The following is a 21,993-nucleotide window of genomic DNA, read 5'->3' on the forward strand; positions in this document are numbered from 1 at the left end:
ACATGAACATGAACATGAACATGAACATGAACATGAAAACGCCGCGCTCCCGCGCCTTGGGCATGCACCTGATATTGGTACTGGTCAGCTGTCTGCTGGCCAGTCAGGTGCTGCTGGCCCATGAAGGTGTGCTGTCGCCGACGCAGGAGTCGCCGAAGCAGGAGTCGGCGACACCGTGGGGGGGCGACTATTTCCCCAACACCCTGCTGACCGATCAGGACGGTCAGCAGGTGCGTTTTTTCGATGACTTGATCAAGGACAAGGTGGTGGTGATCAACTTCATCTTCACCACGTGCAGCGACTCCTGCCCACTGGAAACCGCGCGGCTGCGTCAGGTGCAAAAGCTGCTCGGCGACCGGGTTGGCCAGGACATCTTTTTCTACTCCATCAGCATTGACCCGTTGAGCGACACGCCCGAAGTGCTCAAGGCCTATGCGCAACGGTTCAAGGTCGGACCGGGCTGGAAGTTTCTCACCGGGGAATTTGCGGATGTCACCGAGCTGCGCAAGAAACTCGGGCTGTTCATTGAAGGCGTCGACAACGGACGCAACAAGGACCACAACCTGAGCCTGATCGTCGGCAACCAGACCACTGGTCGCTGGATGAAAGCCTCACCGTTCGAGAACCCGTGGATTCTCGCCGATCAGCTGGCCAACACCTTGCAGAACTGGAAAAAACCCAGCACGGGAGAAAGCTACGCCAACGCCCCGGAAATTCGTCCGCCGAGCAATGGCGAAGAACTATTCCGCACCCGCTGCGCGTCGTGCCACAGCCTCGGCCCGATGGACGGGCAGGGTCTCGGCATGCGCAGCATCGGTCCGGACCTGATCGGCGTGACCCGCCAACGTGATCCGGCCTGGCTCAACCGCTGGATTCGCGAGCCGGACGTCATGTTGAAGGAGAAAGACCCGATTGCTATGGAGCTGTTTGAACGTTACGACAAAATCTCAATGCCCAACCTGCGTCTGGATGAGAAATCCGCGCAATCGATTATGCAATTTTTGCAGGAAGAAACCGACCGCCAGCAACCGTTGCAAGCGGTGCAGGCGCAATAGCGGCTAGCTAATATCATCGGCTCAGATACAGGCGCGTTCAATGCCACCTACACTGATCCGTGACTTGGCTGAACAGGCTTGATGCGAGCATTCAGGACAACCCTATGCCGATACTGGAACAACAAAAAGAACCGGCGCCGGCCGCGCCGGAAGCAAAGGGCCAGATCCGGCGGAGTCAGTTCAATCTGCTGCGTTGGTTTTCCGTGGGCAGCTTCTTGATCATCGCCGCAGTGGCGTCGGGACTTGGCTATATTTCTACGCGGTTCGTCGTTATCGAGAGCGTCGAACGCGATTCGATGCTGACCGCGCAATTCATTCAGGCCATTGGTGATGGCGAAATTCGCCATGCCTCGATCAGCCCGAACAGAACCATGGGCGAAATGCTCGACCCGCGGCTGGACAACGCCTATCCCGACGTGCCCCCGGCAACCCGTGCGGCTGCGCGTGTTGAATTTCTCGATCATGTGGAGCATCTGCCGGACATTTTGTTGGCCAACGTGTACGCGCTGGATCGCACCGTGGTCTGGTCGACGAACCCGGAGCTGATCGGCACGCGCATCGAAGGCGACAATGAGCTGGACGAATCATTTAAAATGAAAGAAGCGGTGTCCACCAGCTACCACGAGATCGACGATGCGCGTCCCGAACAGAGACTGCTGCGCGAGCCGGAATACCTGTTCATCGAGAACTACATCCCGATGTTCAATGCGGACAAAAGCAAAGTGGTCGCCATGGTCGAGATCTATAAGGAACCGGTGGACTTGGTGGAGCGCATCCAGCGCGGTTTCAAAGCCATCTGGCTGGCGACTGTGATCGGCGGTCTGGTCATTTACCTGGGGTTGTTCTGGATTGTGCGCCGGGCCTCGATGTTGCTGAAGAGTCAGCAAAAACAATTGATTACCAATGAAACTTTCGTCGCCCTGGGGGAAATGTCCTCGGCGGTCGCGCACAGTTTGCGTAATCCGCTGGCCACTATTCGCTCCAGCGCCGAGCTGGCCCAGGACATCGCCAACCAGGGTGCGCAGAAGAACATCGGTGACATCATCCATCAGGTCGATCGCATGTCACGCTGGGTTCGGGAGTTGCTGGTGTCGTTGCGACCCATGAATGACGACTACGAAACGGTCGAGCTGGTGCTGGCCATTGATGACACCCTGAGTGCTTTCGAGGCGCTGATCAAACGTTCGAACGTGGAAGTGCACTTCACCCCTAAAACTTGCCCACCGGTCGTCAGCCAACAGGTGCTGCTGACGCAAATACTCAATAGCCTGTTTTCCAACGCCCTGGAAGCGATGCCCGAGGGCGGCCACCTGACGATTGATATCGAACAACCACACGCCGGCCATGTGCGCATGACTCTCAGTGACACCGGCAAAGGCATGACCAAGCAGCAGCAACAGATGGTCTTCAAACCGTTTTTCACCACCAAACAAGGAGGGTTAGGTGTAGGCCTGGCCCTGGTCAAACGAATAATGGAACGTTTCGAAGGCTCGGTCGAACTGACCAGCCAAGAGCAGGAAGGAACCCGCGTCTGTCTCAATTTCAGAGTGGCAACGGGAGGGGAATATGGAACGCAGCATATTGCTGGTCGAGGATGACGAAATCCTCGCCGAGAATATACAGACCTACCTGGAGCGCAAAGACTTCGAGGTGACGGTCTGCCACTCTGCTGAAGATGCACTGGTGCAATTAAGTACGTTCGCCCCCGACGTGGTGCTGACCGACAACTCGTTGCCGGGCATGAGTGGTCACGATCTGATCCAGAAGCTGCGCGTCAGCGCGCCGGACCTGAAAGTGATCATGATGACTGGCTATGGCAATGTCGAAGATGCCGTGGTGGCGATGAAGGAGGGCGCGTTTCACTACGTCACTAAACCCGTGGCGTTGCCCGAGCTCAAGCTGTTGCTGGACAAGGCGCTGGCGACCGATCGCATGGAGCGCACGTTGTCGTTTTATCAGGAACGTGAGGCGCAGAAGTCTGGCGTGCAGGCGTTGATCGGCGAATCGGGGCCGATGCACTACCTGAAAAATACCATCGCCCAGTTGCTCGACGCCGAGCGACGCATGGCCAACACCGACCTGCCGCCCGTGCTGGTGGAAGGTGAAACCGGCACCGGTAAAGAACTGGTGGCCCGGGCGCTGCACTTTGACGGCCCACGCAGCAAAGGCCCGTTCATTGAGTTCAACTGCGCGTCGATCCCCTCCAACCTCGTGGAGTCGGAACTTTTCGGCCACGAAAAAGGCGCCTTTACCGACGCCAAGGACCGCCGTGTCGGCCTGGTGGAAGCGGCCGATGGAGGTACGCTGTTTCTCGATGAAATCGGTGAGATGGACTTGCTGTTGCAAGCCAAACTGCTGAAGTTGCTGGAAGACCGGACCATTCGTCGAGTCGGTTCGGTGAAGGAGCGCAAGGTCGATCTGCGCGTGATCAGCGCCACCAACTGCAACCTTGAACAAATGGTCCAGCAGGGCAAGTTTCGCCGTGACCTGTTCTTCCGTCTGCGGATCATTTCCATCAAGGTGCCGCGCCTGTATGCCCGTGGCGAAGACATTCTGCTGTTGGCCCGGCATTTCCTGGCGGTCCACGGCAAACGCTATGGCAAGCCGAACCTGCATTTCAGCGATCAGGCTGAAGAACTGCTGCTCAGCTACAGCTGGCCGGGCAACGTGCGCGAGTTACGCAACATGCTTGAGCAAACGGTGCTGCTGGCCCAGAGCGATACCATCGCCGTTCACCAGTTAAACGTTTGCCTGAGCCTGGTGGATGACCCGCCGATGTATCAGCATGAGCCACAACACCATGAGCCGCGCCCGGTCTATATCGGCACCGAGTCGATGAACCTGCCCGAAGTCGAGCGCGACATGGTGCGCAAGATGCTCGACAAGACCGACTGGAACGTCACCAAGTCCGCTCGGCTGTTGGGCCTGAGTCGCGACATGTTGCGCTACCGGATCGAGAAACTCGGCCTGGCACGCCCGGATAAACGCCAGTGGTAGGCTTATTGCAACATCGGGCCCTGACGACTGAGGCACTCGAGTGTGCAACTCGGGTCGAGGACTTCCTCGTTCACGTACACACCATGCTCGGCATCGTACGTGCGGATGAACACCCGAACGGAGGCGTCGGCGAGCGTCGGCAAGCGTGAATCGTAGAACACGTGCTCGCTTGAAATCGGTATGAACTCCTGGGGCGAGGTCGGGATGTATGTCCCCGGCGGTATTATGTTCATGGAGGGTGGAACGGGGTGGGCGAAGGGTTGGTCGGCCCCGTAATAGTTGAATTCACTGCTGTAATCGGTGGTAGGCGTCATGCGGTCGTCTGCGTGGGCGGCGCTTGCAACAACCAGGCAAACAGTGAATAGCAGCGTCAGGTCGGTTTTTTTCATGGCAACACCTGTGTAATCGTTTTTCGCGCAATTCCCCAAGGCCATTAACTATAGCTGTCGTACGGGGGACGCGTTCGCCGTGCCCGGATTACAGGATTCCAACAGGTTTTTTTTATAGTCTAATCTAGACTAGTGCCGGTCAAACAAGACCCGAGTTCTGGAGCGCGCAATGGAAATGCCGACAAAAGAAACAGCCATCGCCAGCAACCGCGAGGCGTGGAACGATTCCGCCCGACACCACAAAAACACCCGCGAATGGCACGAGATTTTGAGCGCCGTGGGTCAGAGGAATTTTTCCTGCCTGGATGCGACGTTGACTGGTGTGCTGGAGCAGGTGGGCGTTGACGGCAGGGACGTGGTGCAACTGGGGTGTAATAACGGGCGCGAGAGTCTATCGCTGTTTGCGTTGGGCGCGCGCAGCGTGGTGGGCGTCGATCAGTCTGATGCGTTTCTCAATCAGGCGCGGGAGTTGGCGTCGCACTCGGCTTATGCTCCCGAGTTCATCGAGGCGGACATCCATCATTTGCCGAGCGCGATGCAAAATCGTTTTGATGTGGCCCTGATCACCATCGGCGTCTTGAACTGGATGCCGGACATCGGCGAATTCATGCGTCACGTCGCGCAAACCCTCAAGCCCGGCGGCGCGCTGGTGATATACGAAACCCACCCGTTCCTGGAGATGTTCGATCCCGAGTCAGCTGATCCGTATCGCCCGGACAGCTCGTATTTTCGCACCGAGCCGTTCGTGCAGAACCGGCCGATCGTCTACGAAGGCAAGGTCGAACAGCAGGCCGCTGCGTCCTACTGGTTCGTCCACACCCTGGGCGCCATCTTCACCGGCGCCCTCGACGCTGGATTGCAAATCAGCCACTTCAAGGAATACCCGCACTCCAACCGGGAGGAGTTGTATGACCGGTATGAGCGGCAGGCGGCGCAGTTGCCGATGTGTTTTACGTTGGTGGTGAAGCTTTTACCACGTAGCCGATAGCACGAAGAAACTCCTCGTTGTCGCCGTCGGCAAGCACTTGTGAAAGATACTCGCTGATAGCTTCGCCGGCACCAACGTCCACGCGCATTTCGGAAACGCAAGAGCGCGAACGCGCCATAATGAAAGTTAGCTTACGTCTAATTAAGCACGGCGGCTTCAGTGCGTTTAAACCTGATGCGCCTACTCCATGCGATTGCGGGGCGTTCGATAAGTATGTATGTGATGGCTGCAAATACGATGCAGGCTGCCACTGCAAGGACAGTCGCTAATATGTCCGAAGCTAAGCCGGTCGGCATGATACGCCGGAAAAGGCGCATGAACGTTCCTGTTACCGGTGGATGGAATAAATAGATGCTGTAGGATATCAAGCTGATTTTTTGTACAGGATAGCTGGACAAGAAACCAAGAGTCACAGTGCCAGCAACCAAAAAACAAAACAAAAGACCAGTCAATCCGACAGCCATTGTAAATGAGTTTTGATCGGCCGCGCCGATGAAGAGGACTAATGTGCAGTACCCAACGGCAATATATCGGTTTTGCTTAGAGCCTCTAAGTATCTGAGCACATAGAACCCCTGCCATGAAGCTGAACCAGAACGCGATAAATCCACCTTGCCAACCTATCGAATGAATAAGCCCGGCAGGCCAAAGTAGCGCCAACAATGCACTGACCCAAATCGTAATATTTCGCGCCTGCAAAGCGTTGCCGCCTCTGGCTTGTTCGGACAGCCAAAGTAGTGCGGCAAATGCGATATAAAACTGCACCTCAATACAAAGTGTCCAAAACACCGTTATGATGTTTTCGATGCCAAGAATACCTTGAAGAAACGTCAAGTTCGCGAGAATGTCCGTGACACTAGGAATTTCAATCCCACCTTGCCCTGAGGTATGCTTTGCGACAATCACAAGCACACCAAGTGCAACGGCAGCATAGTATGGCGGAGCAAGCCGCACTAAACGGCGCGCCACAAAATTCGCAGCGTTCGCAGTGTGCATCGGCACTGAAAATGTTGTGACCGCCATGACGATGCCGCTTAATACGAAAAAAACAGGCACACCCAAGTGACCAGCGTCAAAAACTATATATTTCAACCAGTCCGGAATTGCCGCTAGAAGGGTTGGAATATGTTTTCCCTCAGATAAATGAAACAGAACCACCCAAAGTGCTGCAAAGCATCGCAACGCGTCAACCAAGGCGAGGCGATGCTTATCGTCAGTTGTGATTCCACTCATTCCTGTCTCTCCTTCCTCTTTCCACTAATGTCGATGAGGTTGTCAGTTCGACCTAAAAGCGGAAAGCGCCTCACTATGACGAACTGCTCACACACGCATTGCAAAGAGCAGCTTCAAATAACTTTGCAGAGTTCTCCCAAGAACTTAAAGCCACAGTTTGATATGCCTTCTCTGAAATCGTACGCCACTTCAAATCATCCAAAAGCAAAAGCTGCTCAACAGCATGAGCCAAGGCAACACTATCATCAATATCTGCCAGCACACCGTTTTCGAAACAAGATATTGCCTCTAACGGCCATCCCGTGCGCGTTGAAACTACCGGAACCCTACATGCCATTGCTTCCATCGCCATAAGGTTAAAGCCTTCACTCCGGCTTGCTGATAGCCAGACATCACATTGAGCATAAAGGTCACAAATACGCTCTTGATCGGGAGCTAGATAAAACTCAAGATTCGCTGGAAACTTAAAAAAACCACCTGGTGGAGAACTTCCAAAAGTTATAACTCGAAGCGTCGGGAATTTTTCCTCTAGCAAAGATACAATCTGGAGCGCAACATCAAAGCCCTTTAATGGCGCCTCATGGTACAAAAAGCCGATTGTTGGGCGATGTTGCTTCCCCCTAGACGCGGAAAAAAATTGCCGATGATCGACACCGTTCAACACCAAAGAAACATCAGAGTCGCCATACTCCACACGCATGACATCTACCAACCATTTAGAAATGGTTATTTTATGTAAAGGCATTTTATACGTTGCCATAACTCTATCAATCGGGCAAAAAGGGAAAATTTCATGCGCTTGCACAAAATACACTTTTACACCCTTGGACCGACCTAGGGAATTCACCCACTCAGCTGTTTCCCACCACGTCGCAATTACAACATCTGCATCTGGAACATCCGAATCTAAAATCGGCCTATATTTTTCTATCACTCGGTGATCAAGGCCAAGGCCGTCTAAATGAGATGGAATTTTCTCGTTTATCGGCCAACCCTTACCCGTGATGAAACTCTTCACTTTCCTGCGCAGCGGAATGGGAGGCAATGGCAAGGAAACAAGTGTCACATCATGCCCAGCGTCAGATAATGCCTTGGCGTAAATTGCAACGACGCGAATCCCGCCAGCCATGCTCGCTACAGGCAATACAAAAACCACTTTCATTAGAACATCCCCCCCCCCCTGAAAATCAGAGGCTGTCTATTAAGATCCAACACACACAGCCAATTGACGTGCTATCCAGCCACCTCTCGACGAGCATCAAACAGGCAAAAGCCAATACTTCGCCTAAGACGCTCTAACTCATACGATTCAAATGTTCAGCTAGCCTTAGAGTAAGTTGCAAAAGCGGCATTGTAGGGTTGCTGGCACCGCCTGTAGAAAAAACACTGCTGCCTGCAACGTAAAGATTGGCTACACCAAACACTTTACAGTTCTCGTCGACAACTCCAAACTCAGGCGAAGTTGCCATCCGTGTGGTGCCCATATGATGTGCATGGGGACTTACCTTCAGTGGCAAGTCCTCGTCATAAACGCACGCTTCTAGCTTGACAAAACCTAGTCCACCTTTAGCAAAACATTTCGCCACTTCGAGCCCTATAGACTTGATGGTACTCCGGTCCGCAGGGCTTAGTTCCCAATGAACCGTTGGCTTCCTCATCCCTAACGCATCTCGATCCTCGAGTAATGTAATGCGGCTGTTCGGGTTGGGAAACTGTTCAATCAACGTGCCGATTACTCCATCCCCGGGACAATTGAACTTGGTAATAAATTCAATCTTATGCGCCTCTCCTGCTTCGCAGATGAGGTTCTCGAAAAAGCCCTTGATTGCGGCCATTCGCCCATAGGACTTCACTTCAGATACAAGCGAGGCACTCACGTTCCCTTTGCCCGAGCTGTGTTCCATCACGAATGTATCTGTCGTGAAGTACTGGCGAGAATCTGTACTCTGCCCGTCTTTCAAGATGAAGGTACCCAATTCGACGTTCAGGTGTTCCATGAAACATCTACCAACGAAACCATCCTTGCTTACGATACCGCCAGTTACCAGGGACTCACTATTGAGAAGGTGCCTGGCATTCTCGATTGCGCCCGTCGCCAGAATGAATTGTTTTGCAATGACTCGCTCCCGATGCAGCTCATAGTCCGACACGACTATCGCCGCAATGCTGCCGGTCTTGTTATCAAACTCAAGATCGACACAGTTGCAATTGATGAACACATCAAGCTCTTCGGTCTCATTGAGTTCCTTGGCATATTTTTGTGCAAATCGTGTCGGTGGGCTTAGTAAGAAACGATCAGCCTCAAACTCGGTGTCATCCAAAGTCGCATTGATGGCTTTGAATTCAGAGTGTGGCGGAAGATCCAGGATATCCATGGCCGCTGGCAGATAACGCTCGATCTCGGAAAACGCGATGGGCCAACCGGGTAAATGCACCGGAGGGCCTACGGTAAAGTCAGACCGCTCGAAGGGACGGCATCGCCCGGCCCAGTGATTGGAGGTGCCGCCAAGATACCGCAGGCGCGCTTCCTCGGCGTAGACGTCAAGGCCTGACGATGGGCACTTGTAGAGGCTCTGCGAGTTCTGTGAATATTCGTGTCCACCCCCCTCGACAAGTAGCACCCGCCGGCCATTGCCGGCCAAACGCAAGGCCAGCGTAATGCCGGCTGGCCCCCCCCCAACAATGCAGAAATCATAGGAGTCGCAGAGTTCTTTCTGCGATTGGTAGTCTTTGATCATGCTTGTGTTTGCCGAAAATACTGGGCAGGCAGCACCCATCCATTGATGACAACAAAGTCAGACTTAACCGCAGGAGGCCGAGCATCGGCTTTGGAAATTCCATACATGAGCCCCCCGAGGCTCAACAGGGCAAACGCCTGAAGGAAGCCTCTGCGCCCCATCACAGATGTTTTAAAATCAGGTGCTCTCATGATTCAAAGCTCCACGACATCAAGATTGCGTTGGAGATTTCAACTACGCATCAAGGCCACAATTTTGCAGGCCTCCATCAATACCCCAATAACGGCGCCGAGCCACAACTTTGGAAACAACAAGAGAAATCGATCAAATCAAAGCTTTAGCGAGACTCGACAACAACTCCCCGAACAAAGCCCCCACCACCAGCATTGGCAGCACAACAAGTTCGCGCTTGAGATTGAACAACCCCAAACGGCAATTGACATAAAAAACCAGGACAAGTGTAGGAAACGCATGCAAGGCGACGCCCCAAATCGCATATTCGACTCCGCCAATCGCCAGCATCAGGGGCAGTAGCCCCCATAAGGAGACTGCGCGAATAATGTTGTCCATGGCTTGGTATTTTGTGAGTCCCAAGGCAAGCCAGACTTGATGCGCCACTGTGAAGCGCATTGTGAAAAAAGAAAGTGAAAGAATGGCCAGCATGTTGCCGGCCTGGGCATACCGCTGATCGTACAAGATGCTGATCAGCAGCGGACTGCCGGTCCAGAACAGTCCACAGAAAAACAGCGAGGCCAGATCGAACCCCAATTTGAAGCGGTAATACAAAGCGTGGAGCCGTGCGGTGTCATTTGTTCTTGAGGCTTCACTGAATGCCGGCAGGGCCACGGCCCCGACCAACCTTTGCATTCCAGTTTGAAGAGCGCCCAAAATCAACACGGCAATGGAGTAGACACCCAGTTCGGTGGCCGACATGCTGCCGCCGAACCAGATGCGATCACCTTGCATGGCCAGTACGCCCACTGCCGAAGACAACAGCATCCAACGGCCGAAAACGACCAACTCCTTGAGCGCAGAACGGTCCCAGTGTAGACGGTTGGACGGGCCCTCAAACCAGAAATGACCCAGCAGAGTGCTGGCCATCGCTGCTACTAGACCTGCAGCCACCAGCGACCAGATAGACCGGGTGAAGTAACCGAGGGTCAGCAAGACCAGAAGGCCTGCAAGCTGAGACGCAAAATCGGCGAACACCACTTTTTTTTGCTGGAAAGCACGCACTGCCAAGTCCACTTTCGTCGACTGAAAGCCATAGAAGATTGCCGAGATACCGGTTAGTGCCAACACCATAGGCAACTCCGGTGCGGCATAGGTGGAGTTGATCGACCACAGATTGAGGGTTTGCGCCAACCAGGCGAAGCCTGCGATGAGAAGTGTCGACGCAAAAAGGATGACTCCGCGCACAATCTGCACGGTCCACACCGTATTAAGGAACACCGGATCGTCGCCATTTGGACTCTGGATGATGTTCTGGCGCAAGCCGACATCGGACAGCAAGTGCAGAACCAGCGACACGGTGGTGGCGATGGCCATGATGCCAAACATTTCCGGCATCAGCAGTCGCGCCATCACCAGGTTGCCACCCAAACGAATGGCTTGAGAGGTAACAAGTGCCCCCAGATTCCATGCCCCAGCAGATATCGCACGCTTGCGCAGGCTCAACGATGGCGATAAATCAACTGAAGGCATTACAACTACCCCGGACTCAATGGCACAAAAGGTACTATAGTCGCATTTGGCCATTCCACTAGTCGCTCATCAATCACTAAGTCCAAAAACCTATGCCTGAGCACTTTCGCGCGTTAATTGCCATTCTGGTTATTGCCGGCATCGTTTTTGCCCTCGCACGTCGATCAGCAGCCGACCTGATGGCTGATCGTGACTTCACTCGTCGCCGCAATCTTTGGTTCGTGTTGACGCTACTGGCCTTTGTTTCGCACAGTTTCTGGGTGTATGCGGGTATTGCCGCCATCGTTTTGACCTTCGCACGAAAAAGCGAACGCAACCCCGTGGCGCTGTTTTTTATCCTGCTGTTTCTCATCCCGCCGGCTCCGGCAGAAATTCCAGGCTTCGGCCTGATCAACTATTTTTTTGCCCTTAACCATATTCGTCTGCTGGCATTGTGCGTGTTGCTTCCAGCTTTTTTCGCGCTACGCAGGCAAGCAGACACGGCCTCTTTCGGACGCACCTGGCCTGATAAGTTGTTAGCGGCCAACCTGCTACTGATGAGCCTGATTTACCTGCGCGAAACCACGGTCACCGACACGTTGCGCCAAACGCTATACCTTTTCATCGATGTTTTTTTGCCTTACTACGTCGCCAGTCGGGCCCTCAAGAAACTCAGCGACTTCAAGGACGCCCTATTGGGTTTTGTAATCGCCGCCATGGTGCTGTCGCTGATTGGTCTCTTCGAATTTTCCCGCAATTGGCTGCTCTACAACGCGCTGATCGATGCCTTGGGCCTACACTGGGAAATGTCTAGCTACTTGAGCCGTGGAGGCTCACTGCGTGCCAGCGCCACCACCGGCCAAGCCATTGCGCTGGGACTTGTCATCAGTGTAGCGATGGGTTTTTACCTGTTCTTGCAAAACGGTGTACGCAGCCGATTTCAGCAACTCCTGGGGGCGCTCCTGCTCGCAGGTGGACTGATTGCCCCCCTATCGCGAGGCCCTTGGATTGGCGCAGCCACGATGATCATGGTGTTCATCGCCACCGGCCGGAACGCTTCCAAACGCCTGATGCTACTGGCGGTCGCCGGAGTCTTTACCCTTTCCCTGCTGGCTATTGTGCCTGGCGGGCAAAAAGTGCTTGATCTGCTACCGTTCATCGGCACGATAGAAGTAGAAAACATCACATACCGACAGCGCTTGATTGACAACGCATTGATCGTTATCCAGCGCAACCTGTGGCTGGGCTCCTTTGATTACCGCAACACACCAGAAATGCAATCCATGATTCAGGGAGACGGAATCATCGATATCGTTAACACCTATATCGGCGTAGCGCTGTCGTTCGGACTGATTGGATTGACGCTGTTCGTGGCTTTTTTTGTCACTGTACTGTTCAGCATCCGCAAGGCAATGCGTACGATCCCCAACAAAGACGAAGAAGCACGTCGACTTGGACGCGCGCTCCTGGCAACCCTGGCCGGGGCATTGATCACAATCATTACCGTTAGCAGTATTACAGTGATCCCCGTGGTGTACTGGTCGGTGGCCGGACTAGGCGTCGCTTATGCTCAAATGGTGCGCAGGCTCAAACACTCCTCGACCGCCGCCACTGCGAGTGCCGGTGCCAGCCTTCAACTCCGGTAGCCCCATGGCCAGATTTTTTCGCCGCACCCGTTTGCTGGTTCCGGTTCTTTTGTCTTTTGTTGTTTGGCCGTTTAGTACCTGGGCGTCAGGCTGGGTCGCCAGTGTCGATGATCAAAGCGGCCTGCCAGTTCTGATCCACGGCGGCAGTCCCGTTGTTTCCTCTTCATTCACCTTCTTTGAGGGCAACTGGGGCTGGGTGAGTTTTCCAACCGAGTTCAAGATAGACGCCCCCTACAGATACTCCCTCTCAGGCCAGAACAAAGCACTGGATTTCGACCTGGGTACGAAAATCCAGAAGGTAGACGAGCAGAAACTGACTTGGGATTTTGCCCTGGATGCACATAGCACGAAGTTGGACGTGATGGGCGGGGGGGTCGTCTTCAAGTTCGACCCAGCCCTTTTCTCGGGAGAAATGGGCGAGCCGGTTTTGCTCCCTGACAACAGAGGCTGGTCATGGGGGAATGCACAAGGGCGACATATCGAGATGCGTTTTGAGCCTGGGCTGGCGAGTGTGTACTTTGAACCGGGTAGTCGATCTGAAGTGCGTGCTTTTTTCTACAAAAACACGATCAAGCCCGGTCATCAGAATTTCAAAGCTACCTTAAGCATATCGGGCGATGTGGCACTTGGCCCCACCACTACCGAGCGCTTCGGCCTTACGGACCCAAAGAGCTGGCCGAGTGGCAAGCTCGATTGGAAAACCTCACCGGTCGATCTGTCCTTTCTCAACGCTGACGAAAAACCAGCAGGCAAGCGCGGCTTCGTCAAAGCGTCCGGCGAGCAACTGCGATTCGCCGACAACACCCCGGCGCGCTTCTGGGGTACCAACATCACGTCTTATGCGCTGTTCCGCACGCCAGACGATGAAATCAAGCAGCAGGCTAAACGCCTGTCCGCACTTGGTTTCAATCTCGTGCGACTACACCACCATGACTCACCATGGGTCAGTCCCAACATTTTTGGCGACCCTAACCTCACGCAGGACACCCAAACACTTAGCCCGGAGTCGCTGAAAAAAATTGACTGGTGGATCAAGTGCCTCAAAGACGAGGGCATTTATGTATGGCTCGATATGCACGTCGAGCGATCCCTTGCTGCAAAAGACAACATTTATGGCTTCGAAGAAATGCCAAAGAACAGCAGTAACCACGCCGATCTCAAGGGCTACGCCTACGTAAATATCACCATTCAACAGGCGATGAAGCGTTTTGCCAAAGCCTATTTGACCCATGTAAACACCTATACCGGCCTCGCCTACAAAGACGATCCGGGTATCGCCGCAGTATTGATTAGCAACGAAAATGACATTACCCATCACTTTGGTAATGCCCTGCTACCCGACAAGAACGTTCCAAAGCACAACAAGATTTACATGGCCGAAGCCGCAGCGTTTGCCAACCAGCACAATCTATCGTCCAGCAAAACCTGGCGTTCCTGGGAGCATGGACCCTCCAAACTGTTCCTCAATGATTTGGAACGACGTTTCGATGTAGACATGATTCAGTACCTGCGTGATGTGGGAGTGAAGGTCCCCATCGCCACGACCAGTACCTGGGGCGGTGATGGCCTCAGCTCCCTGCCGGCCCTTACTTCCGGCGACGTAATCGACGCCCACAGCTACGGTGGCCCTGGGCAGCTGGAGAAAAACCCGCTCAACAGCGACGGCTTGATCAACTGGATCGCTGCCGGCCAAGTCACGGGCAAACCTCTGACCGTCACCGAGTGGAACAATGAACCCTTCCCGACACCCGACCGCCACTCGCTGCCACTGTATATCGCCAGCACCGCCAGCCACCAAGGCTGGGATGCATTGATGCAATATGCCTACAGTCAGGAACCGCTATCCGGGGAATGGATGACTGCCAGCAACTGGCACGCCTATAACGACCCCGCACTGCTGGCCACAATGCCTGCCGCCGCTTTGCTCTATCGCCGCGCTGATGTTCGCGAAGCCAGCACGACCTATATCTTCGCACCGACGCCAGACACCCTGTTCAACCAACTGATCACACCGACTAACTCTGCTCTGCTGCGTACTGCCATGGAGAAAGGCAAGCTGCAAATTGCCATGCCACAGACACCAGAATTGCCCTGGTTGCAACAGAGCGTTATCGCAGGCAATGCGCAGGTGTATCACGACCCTGACCAGTCGCTACTAGATGCCAATGCCAACGAGTCCACGACAGATACGGGCGAGCTCAAACGCAACTGGAAACAAGGCGTCTACACCATCAATACGCCGCGCACCCAGGCCGCCACCGGCTGGATCGGCGGCAAGTCGATCAGCCTTGGCGACATCCAGGTTCAAGTGAAGACGGCTTATGCCAGTGTGGTAGTGCAAAGCCTGGACGCCGCGCCTGTGAGCCTATCGCAGGATTTACTGATTTCGCTGGGCACCCGCGCCGTCCCCCAGGACGAGGGTAAAACACCTTTTTATGTAGAGCCCCTCGAAGGAACGCTGACCATACAGGCACCGCAATACTTGACACTGTTCACCCACGGCACTCTTGGGCAAATGAAAAAACTGCCTGCTACCTACCGTGATGGCCGCTATACAATCAAATTCGACGGCCTACAGGCGTCGAACTGGTTGTTTTTGAAAAAAGGCGTCACTCAAGCCACAGCCTCAAGTAACAAGCAGCCAAGCCCTGTCAATAAATCATCATCCAGCGCATCGGCGACTCAATAGCCAACTAATCTTTTAACGCGATAGTCAGCGGGATCGCACTGACGTTTCAATCTGTGCTTGCACAGGGGAGTGGAGGTCGGGATGAAATTTTTGGTTGTTGGTGGCGCGGGTTATATCGGCTCTCACATGGTCAAGCAGCTACTGGGCGCCTGTCACGAACTGGTGGTGGCAGACAATTTTTCAACAGGCCATCGCGGCGCGTTGATGGGCGGGAAACTGGTCGAACTGGACATTGCCGACGAGCAAGCGCTGGACGCCCTGTTTGCGGAACACCACTTTGATGCCGTGTTCCACTTCGCCTCTTTTATACAGGTGGGCGAGTCCGTCACTGAACCTGCCAAGTACTATCAAAATAACGTTTGCGCCACCCTGACGCTGGTAAAAGCCATGGTTCGCGCCAGAGTTAAAAACTTCATTTTTTCCTCGAGCGCCGCCGTCTATGGCGACCCGGTGTATGTACCTGTCGATGAGGAGCATCCCAAGGTCGCGATCAACCCCTATGGTCGCAGCAAGTGGATGGTGGAGCAGGTGCTTGAAGACTTCGACCGTGCCTACGGGCTCAAATCTGTCTGCCTGCGCTACTTTAACGCCGCCGGTGCAGACCCTGAAGGACAGCTGGGTGAACGTCATGAACCGGAAACACACCTGCTGCCACTGATCCTGCAAGCGGCCTCTGGCAGGCGCACATCAATCACCGTCTATGGCCGTGATTACGACACGCCTGACGGTACCTGCATTCGCGACTATGTCCACGTTGTCGATCTCGTAGCGGCTCACGCGCTTGCAGTGGATTACCTGCGCGATGGAGGTGCAAGCACGGCGTTCAACCTCGGCAATGGCCAAGGTTTCTCAGTACAACAAGTGATTGACACCGCGCGCTACGTGACCGGGAAAAATATCTGCGTGAGCGAAGCGCCGCGACGGGCTGGGGATCCGCCTCGCCTGGTGGCTGATTCGCGGAGGGCCAATACATTGCTTGGCTGGCAACCGCGATTTTCCTCACTTGAACAGATAGTGGCGCACGCCTGGATCTGGGAGCAGAAGTATCCCTGGAATTGAACGTCGGTGCTGGCGAAAACACCGAGCGCCTTAGGCGGACGCAGTACTACTAGTAGTAAGAGGTTCTGGGCTCGGCTTTGTTTAGCACCGTGCCGATCAGATTGGCTGTCGCCAGGTGATGCAGGCTTTCCTCGATCTCTTTCTTGCTGTTCATGCCGTTGGCGACCACAAGCAGGACGCAATCGAATTTAGGCAAGACCGTAATCACCTCGTCCGAACTCAACACCGGTGGCAAATCGAAAATCACAATACGCGAGTCGTAGCGCTCGCGAAGATCGCTAATCAAAAGGCTCACCGCGGGTGATGACAGCACCTCTGCTGAGAGAGGAATCGGCTCTCGTGTCGGCAGGACTACAAATCGCGGCAAGGTCGGATTGACCAGCACGTCCTGCAGTTCAGCTTCATTGGCGAGCAACTCATTGAGCGACTTTTCCATCGGAATACCCAGGCAGCCCCCCACCCTCGGACGACGCAAGTCGAAGTCCACAAGCAACGCCGTCTTGGTGGTGTGATGCGCGATGCTCATAGCCAGGTTGATCGCCACTACCGTTTTACCTGAGTCCGGGGTCGGTGAGGTGATGGCAAGCGTGCGCCAGCCATTTTCCTCCATGGCTTTCAAAACCTGCGTACGTAGCAAATCGAAAGCCCCGCTCATACTCGAATTCTTGTTGTAAGCCACAATGCGATGGCGCTCAAGGTGGTCTGCCCGCAAAGGTACAACCTTGGTTTGCACATAACTGAGGGCATTGAGCGTTGGAGGCTGCTCTGTCGATGTGATCACGAGACCTGACGAAGCCTGTTGCTCGGCTATATCGCTCGCTGACTTGATGATTTCCATGACTATATTCCTTATTCAAACCGCGCCAGAGCCTTGAACACCATCTGGTCCACCGGCATGTAGAAGAAGTGCACGAGGATCAATAGGCACGCGATCAACATGAATCCACAGAGGATCAGAAACCTTCGCAACCGCTTGCGGTGTGCGAGTTCCGCCTTGGTGTGAATGTAGGGAATGGTGCCCAATACGCGTCGACCCAACACACTGGCCAGAGCCTCAACACCACGCACGCGCTGATTCAGCATCTCCAGCAGCATGACCAGCGCTCCAGTGCCTACCGGGGCGAGCAAAAAGCCCATGGCAACCACTTTCTTACGGTTGGGCCTGACTGGCTTCTCGGGCATCAGCGGCGACTCAAGAAGAACAAAACGCTCGGCCTTGTTTTCCTGTTCCAGGCTTTCTGAAATTTTCGCCCCCATTTCCTTGGTGCGAATCTCCTCATATTTTTTACGAGCGTTTTCATGATCACGCATCAGCGTGACCATGCCGCGCTCGACTTGCGGCGTCTCAAGAATCTGCGCCTCGTAGGCCTCTATTTTGCCGAGTATTTCCCGCTTCTGATCGGCCAGCGACTTGATGCGCGCTTCTGAAGCCGCGACCCGGGCCTGCGCCTTGGCAACATCCAGACTAACCGGGCTCACTGCACCTGCCCCGGTACCCTGGGTAACCTCAAGTGCAGCAATTTTGCGTTTGACGGCGCGCACATCAGGGTGAGCTTGCGTATAGATCGACAGCAATCTGGTGTACTCCGCCTTGAGGCTACCCAGATCCTGCGGCTTCTCCGCTGCCGCACCATACGCCCCGGGTTTGCTCGCGACTCCGGCGCTGGCGGCGGAAACTTCCAACTCATTGAAGCGCAACTCCTCACGGGCAGCCTTGTAGTCTCGGTCGACTTCCTTAAGCTCGGTTTCGGCGCGCGACAGCATATCCATACGTAATTTCTGATGCTCAGGCAGCGCATTGCTGTGAGCCTGCTTGAAGTCCGCCAGCCGGTTCTCCAGGGTTTCCAGTTCAACCCTGAGTTTGTCTGCCTCCTGCGTCAGGAACTCCGTCGTCTCACTGGCTCGTTCGGTGCGCTGCCTGATGTTTTCATCCAGAAACAGTGTCGCCAACTCGTTGGCTACTTTGTTGGCGATCTCTGGTTGCCTGTGTTCAAAGCTAACGCGGAAAGCAATGGTCACCTCTCCGCGCCCCTTGACTGCAGCACTGACGAGGGAAACGGCAATCGCATTGCGCATTTCATCGATCTTCTCGGTGACGCTCAACTGCTTGCTTTGCGAAGAAAATAAATTGTATTTGTCGATGATCTCTTGCAGGTGCTCGCGGGTCATCACGCGCTGGCGAATGACTTCGATGCGCTCATCGGCAAAGGTATTGTTGTTTGCCGCAACCAGGTCTGGCGAAATCTGCTGGGACTCAACCAGAATAGTACTGGACGACTCGTATACGGGAGGGATGGAGATCGCGACCAAGACACTCACCGCGAGTATTGCCGCGACACTCACGACCACCAACACGGCTCGATGCTTGATGATTGCGATGTAGTCGTTGACCGACATTTCGTATTCAGAGGCCATAGTTCTCACAACGTTGAATTTCAGAGTTCGGGGTAACTATAGGTCAGGGTTAACCCGACGACGTTAGCGCTGGCATCCGGCAAGCCATCTTGCTGGTGTTGTTTGTAAGTGAAGGATAGGCGCGCAACCCAAAAAGGTGAGAATTCTCGACTGGCCCAGACATTGAAATTTCGCAGGGTATTGGACGTATCGCCTTTGTTTTTTTGCCATGAGGTATCCAGACCGGTACGACTGAGCTCGTCGATGGAATAACTCCATGTCCCCCGCAGATTATTACTCTCGACGAACCCGCCATCGCCGTTGGCGATCGTACTGCGACTGGCGTCGAGCGTTGTGTCAAAACGCTCGCCGGCATAGTGCAAAGTGAACCCGCCTTGACCTGTGGGATTGCTGTCCGTACCCGTGACATGGTTGACACCAGCGTACACGGCCCCCTCCAGCTGCTCGGAGATTTTAAAGTTCAAACCTACAGTGGGGGTGTAGCTGTTTGAGGATGCAAGCCCGGAGCCCGACTCAGGCTCATAGCGACTCGCGGAAAAACCCGTGACGAGTACGACGCGCTCGCTCCAGTCATAATTCAAGCTTAGGCGGTTCGAAAGCTCGTCATAGCTGGTCAGCGAATTAATATCGTATTTGAAGTCTGTGTATTCAGTCTTATTGACCAAGGTACTTCGTTCGCTAAGCGCGGTGCGCCAATTGCCGCCCAACGAATATTGCTTTTGCGTACCATCGGCGGCAATCACCCCCGTTTCCTGAACCACACTGGAGAGCGTCGAGTTCTCGACATAGCTCGCCGTAAGTCCATACGCCCCTGTTTCGGTCTCACGTTGCCACCCTAGAAGCAGTTTTGGGTCTTCACGGTTGCTAACGACGGATGTATCAGACGAGCGCACGATGTTCAATCCGAGACCGATATTCAACTGATCCTGATCGGAAGTTCCCACGAGGCTCACATCGGGAGCGATAATCGTCCGAGTCACCGCCTTCTCGTTGGTCCCAATAAGCAGTGGATTGCTATCGTGTTCTACAGTCGTTGGCAGTACGATTGCTGATTGCCAGGTGGCAGCATAGGCCGCCCCCGAACACGGCAAAATAAAGATCGCCGTCGCAACCCCGGTCCTTCGCAGTACAAGCAAGCTAAACCCCAATATCTCGCGCAAAATCAAGGCACGACCAGCGTATCGCCGGCCTGGAGTTCATAGTTGGTGGACATATCACGTCCGGAGATCAAATCGCTGTAATGGACGGGTAGTACCTGTTTGTTGCGCACAATTTTTATGGCGTCTTTGTCCGCGAATTTGTCGAGCCCACCTGCCATACTCAACACTTGCAGTACTGCAGTTGGACCTGCCAACTGCACTGAACCGGGTTTCAGCACTTTGCCCTGCGCGTAGACGATATTGCCCTTGGGGTCCCTGACGACAACGCTCACGTTCGGATCGGGTATGAACTCTTCGAGCTTTTTGGCAATTACCTTTTCGACTGCCGTGGAATCAAGCCCCGCAACCTCGACTCGCCCCACCAGCGGAAAAGTGATGCTGCCATCGGGAAGTACATGCACTTCCTCTTTTAGAGTCTCCTCGCGCCAAACGGTAATAACAATGACATCCCCGCGATTTAGCAGGTAAACCGAGTTTTTTTCGTTGGCACTGGTAATGCTGGGCCAAACAACCAGCGCACAGAGCGCAGATAACAATAAACGCAACATTGGGATCCCTCCGCCTAAGCAGCCATGCAAGGAGTCTCACACAAAAACGGAGTCAATTCACTCACTCCCATTTTATGCCAAAGAAACCATAAGACAGCACCTGCATCAAGCTTGTCGGCGGTAAATTTCATTTAGTATGGCCTCAGAGAGCGAAATTTTAATATTTAACAATGACTTGAATCTAAACACTCCCCCCCTGGCTTTTCCACGTCAAATTAACTGCATCATGGTCGTCCGAAAATCCCGCTCAACTGAAACACCGCCAGCCACAGCCACTATAACCACGCCTTTGCGCGCTTTTGTCAGAAAATCAGCCGACGTCAACTTCAATCAATCGAACATCAAGTAAAAGCATTTAAAATTCATATATTCGAACGACAGTAAAAATTACCACCAGAACAACTGGCATCGCCAAAAACATGAAGACGTAAATTACACTTTTCGTCGATTGGCTACGGCAACAAAACCAAATAACGCAGAAAAAAATAGCCATGCAAGAGCAGAAAGCGCTACGGCCTTCGGCTGATTCGATGTGCCGGTCAAACCTGTCTCCTGGACATTTTGATCAACCATCACCTGATCATTGGTTATCGCCGCCACTAAGTCGTCACAGGTTGGGTCCGGTTGATGAATGACACTGCTGAGTTTGACAGATTGAGTGCTGGCGAAGTAGAGATCGCTGATCATCGAATGCACGCAAAGGTTGCGTCCAAAAGTAAGTAGCTCACTACCCGAGTGTGCTTCGAGAACGCTGTTAGCCTGATAACTTAAAGCATCACAAGATTTGCTTATGTGACTATTTTCATTGGAGAAACTGGCCGTCTGCGCATTAAAAACAGCCACACCATTAAAGAGCATCACTACCAGAAAGGACTTAAGGAAAAGTGGTAGACACATAGCACAGCCTTCCTGACAGAGGTTGTTTCAATTGTCGGACGGGGGGAGATCCTCACCAAGCTAAGTTGAGCGTATAAGCACATAGCCATCGCGTCAATGGCCCGTCACAGCAATACGCCGAAATAAAAAATCACGTCGGCTGGCGTCAAAATATCGACACAACAAATAACTCCGTTATCAGCGGATGGACTGTTTTCCCATGAAATAGCCCCGGATTCAGGTATTAACCTGCAAATGAGCACCCACAAATAGCTTTATTGTTATTTTTTAGAAAGTTAGCGTTGGTTTTGAAAACAAGCCTCACGTGTTGGCCTACCACGCTAATAACTATTGTTCTCAATTTTCTCAATACCACGTACTTTTCGTTGAGTACCCGCTTTACTCCGAACAACTCAAAATCCACGCCGTCAATCAGATGAACGAAGCTCTACGGAAATGGATAAGCTGCGCCTCGAAGCGCAAGTACTGTTCACAATGAGTCTCTGGCAAGCACCAGG

General features: G+C 53.7%; 18 protein-coding genes and 1 pseudogene. 7 read left to right on the plus strand and 12 right to left on the minus strand.

The window, feature by feature from the left end:
- The first annotated feature begins 26 nt into the window (after positions 1–26).
- The 3 genes from ACWGZX_RS25250 (at position 27) to ACWGZX_RS25260 (ending at position 4,052) form a co-directional block, all read left to right on the plus strand.
- Entirely contained in the window at positions 27–1,055 is a 1,029-nt protein-coding gene (locus ACWGZX_RS25250; protein WP_452629065.1) for an SCO family protein, read from the plus strand.
- 104 nt (positions 1,056–1,159) lie between these two features.
- Positions 1,160–2,653 (plus strand): sensor histidine kinase, encoded by a 1,494-nt coding sequence (locus tag ACWGZX_RS25255; RefSeq protein ID WP_452625909.1) that lies wholly within the window; start codon positions 1,160–1,162, stop codon positions 2,651–2,653.
- Positions 2,622–4,052 (plus strand): sigma-54-dependent transcriptional regulator, encoded by a 1,431-nt coding sequence (locus ACWGZX_RS25260; RefSeq protein ID WP_452625910.1) that lies wholly within the window; start codon positions 2,622–2,624, stop codon positions 4,050–4,052. Before ACWGZX_RS25255 ends, ACWGZX_RS25260 begins: the two co-directional genes overlap by 32 nt.
- A gap of 2 nt (positions 4,053–4,054) precedes the next feature.
- Here the strand turns inward: ACWGZX_RS25260 and ACWGZX_RS25265 are convergent, their stop codons facing one another.
- Complete coding sequence (locus ACWGZX_RS25265; protein WP_452625911.1) at positions 4,055–4,441, minus strand: hypothetical protein; 387 nt, start codon at positions 4,439–4,441, stop codon at positions 4,055–4,057.
- Between the two features lie 169 nt (positions 4,442–4,610).
- On the opposite strand from ACWGZX_RS25265, the gene ACWGZX_RS25270 reads away from it, so the two are divergent.
- Positions 4,611–5,429, plus strand: coding sequence for a class I SAM-dependent methyltransferase (locus ACWGZX_RS25270; RefSeq protein ID WP_452625912.1), 819 nt, complete (start codon positions 4,611–4,613; stop codon positions 5,427–5,429).
- Here the strand turns inward: ACWGZX_RS25270 and ACWGZX_RS25275 are convergent.
- From ACWGZX_RS25275 to ACWGZX_RS25300, 6 genes and pseudogenes are all read right to left on the minus strand, one after another.
- Positions 5,407–5,517: pseudogene (locus ACWGZX_RS25275) on the minus strand (hypothetical protein); the annotation flags it as partial. The gene ACWGZX_RS25270 and the pseudogene ACWGZX_RS25275 sit on opposite strands and share 23 nt — an antisense overlap.
- A 49-nt stretch (positions 5,518–5,566) precedes the next feature.
- Positions 5,567–6,661, minus strand: a complete 1,095-nt coding sequence (locus ACWGZX_RS25280) for an acyltransferase family protein (RefSeq protein ID WP_452625913.1) — start codon at positions 6,659–6,661, stop codon at positions 5,567–5,569.
- Positions 6,662–6,734: 73 nt separating this feature from the next.
- The gene (locus ACWGZX_RS25285; protein ID WP_452625914.1) at positions 6,735–7,823 is read right to left on the minus strand and encodes a glycosyltransferase family 4 protein; all 1,089 of its coding nucleotides are present in this window, start codon (positions 7,821–7,823) and stop codon (positions 6,735–6,737) included.
- Between the two features lie 133 nt (positions 7,824–7,956).
- Entirely contained in the window at positions 7,957–9,399 is a 1,443-nt protein-coding gene (locus ACWGZX_RS25290) for a GMC oxidoreductase (RefSeq protein ID WP_452625915.1), read from the minus strand.
- On the minus strand, positions 9,396–9,590 hold the full coding sequence (locus ACWGZX_RS25295) for a hypothetical protein (RefSeq protein WP_223512775.1): 195 nt from the start codon (positions 9,588–9,590) through the stop codon (positions 9,396–9,398). Before ACWGZX_RS25295 ends, ACWGZX_RS25290 begins: the two co-directional genes overlap by 4 nt.
- A gap of 133 nt (positions 9,591–9,723) precedes the next feature.
- Positions 9,724–11,103: an oligosaccharide flippase family protein gene (locus ACWGZX_RS25300; protein WP_452625916.1), complete on the minus strand. Its 1,380-nt coding sequence runs from the start codon at positions 11,101–11,103 to the stop codon at positions 9,724–9,726.
- Positions 11,104–11,195: 92 nt separating this feature from the next.
- Here ACWGZX_RS25300 and ACWGZX_RS25305 point away from each other — a divergent pair, with 92 nt between their 5' ends.
- From ACWGZX_RS25305 to galE, 3 genes are all read left to right on the plus strand, one after another.
- Positions 11,196–12,728, plus strand: coding sequence for an O-antigen ligase family protein (locus ACWGZX_RS25305; protein ID WP_452625917.1), 1,533 nt, complete (start codon positions 11,196–11,198; stop codon positions 12,726–12,728).
- Between the two features lie 4 nt (positions 12,729–12,732).
- On the plus strand, positions 12,733–15,417 hold the full coding sequence (locus tag ACWGZX_RS25310) for a cellulase family glycosylhydrolase (RefSeq protein WP_452625919.1): 2,685 nt from the start codon (positions 12,733–12,735) through the stop codon (positions 15,415–15,417).
- An 81-nt stretch (positions 15,418–15,498) separates the two neighbouring features.
- Positions 15,499–16,476: a UDP-glucose 4-epimerase GalE gene (galE, locus tag ACWGZX_RS25315; RefSeq protein WP_452625920.1), complete on the plus strand. Its 978-nt coding sequence runs from the start codon at positions 15,499–15,501 to the stop codon at positions 16,474–16,476.
- A gap of 49 nt (positions 16,477–16,525) precedes the next feature.
- Here the strand turns inward: galE and ACWGZX_RS25320 are convergent, their stop codons facing one another.
- The 5 genes from ACWGZX_RS25320 to ACWGZX_RS25340 form a co-directional block, all read right to left on the minus strand.
- Positions 16,526–17,314, minus strand: coding sequence for a CpsD/CapB family tyrosine-protein kinase (locus ACWGZX_RS25320; RefSeq protein WP_452625921.1), 789 nt, complete (start codon positions 17,312–17,314; stop codon positions 16,526–16,528).
- 11 nt (positions 17,315–17,325) lie between these two features.
- A complete protein-coding gene (locus tag ACWGZX_RS25325) occupies positions 17,326–18,891 on the minus strand; it encodes a GumC family protein (RefSeq protein ID WP_452625922.1) in 1,566 nt (521 codons plus the stop codon).
- 20 nt (positions 18,892–18,911) lie between these two features.
- Positions 18,912–20,027 carry a hypothetical protein gene (locus ACWGZX_RS25330; RefSeq protein WP_452629066.1) on the minus strand — a complete coding sequence of 372 codons (1,116 nt, stop codon included), beginning with the start codon at positions 20,025–20,027 and terminating at the stop codon, positions 18,912–18,914.
- A 26-nt stretch (positions 20,028–20,053) separates the two neighbouring features.
- A complete protein-coding gene (locus tag ACWGZX_RS25335) occupies positions 20,054–20,599 on the minus strand; it encodes a polysaccharide biosynthesis/export family protein (RefSeq protein ID WP_452625923.1) in 546 nt (181 codons plus the stop codon).
- Positions 20,600–21,031: 432 nt separating this feature from the next.
- Positions 21,032–21,496 (minus strand): hypothetical protein, encoded by a 465-nt coding sequence (locus tag ACWGZX_RS25340; protein ID WP_452625924.1) that lies wholly within the window; start codon positions 21,494–21,496, stop codon positions 21,032–21,034.
- Positions 21,497–21,993 lie beyond the last annotated feature (497 nt).

This window comes from Pseudomonas sp. CLCA07, assembly GCF_053615335.1.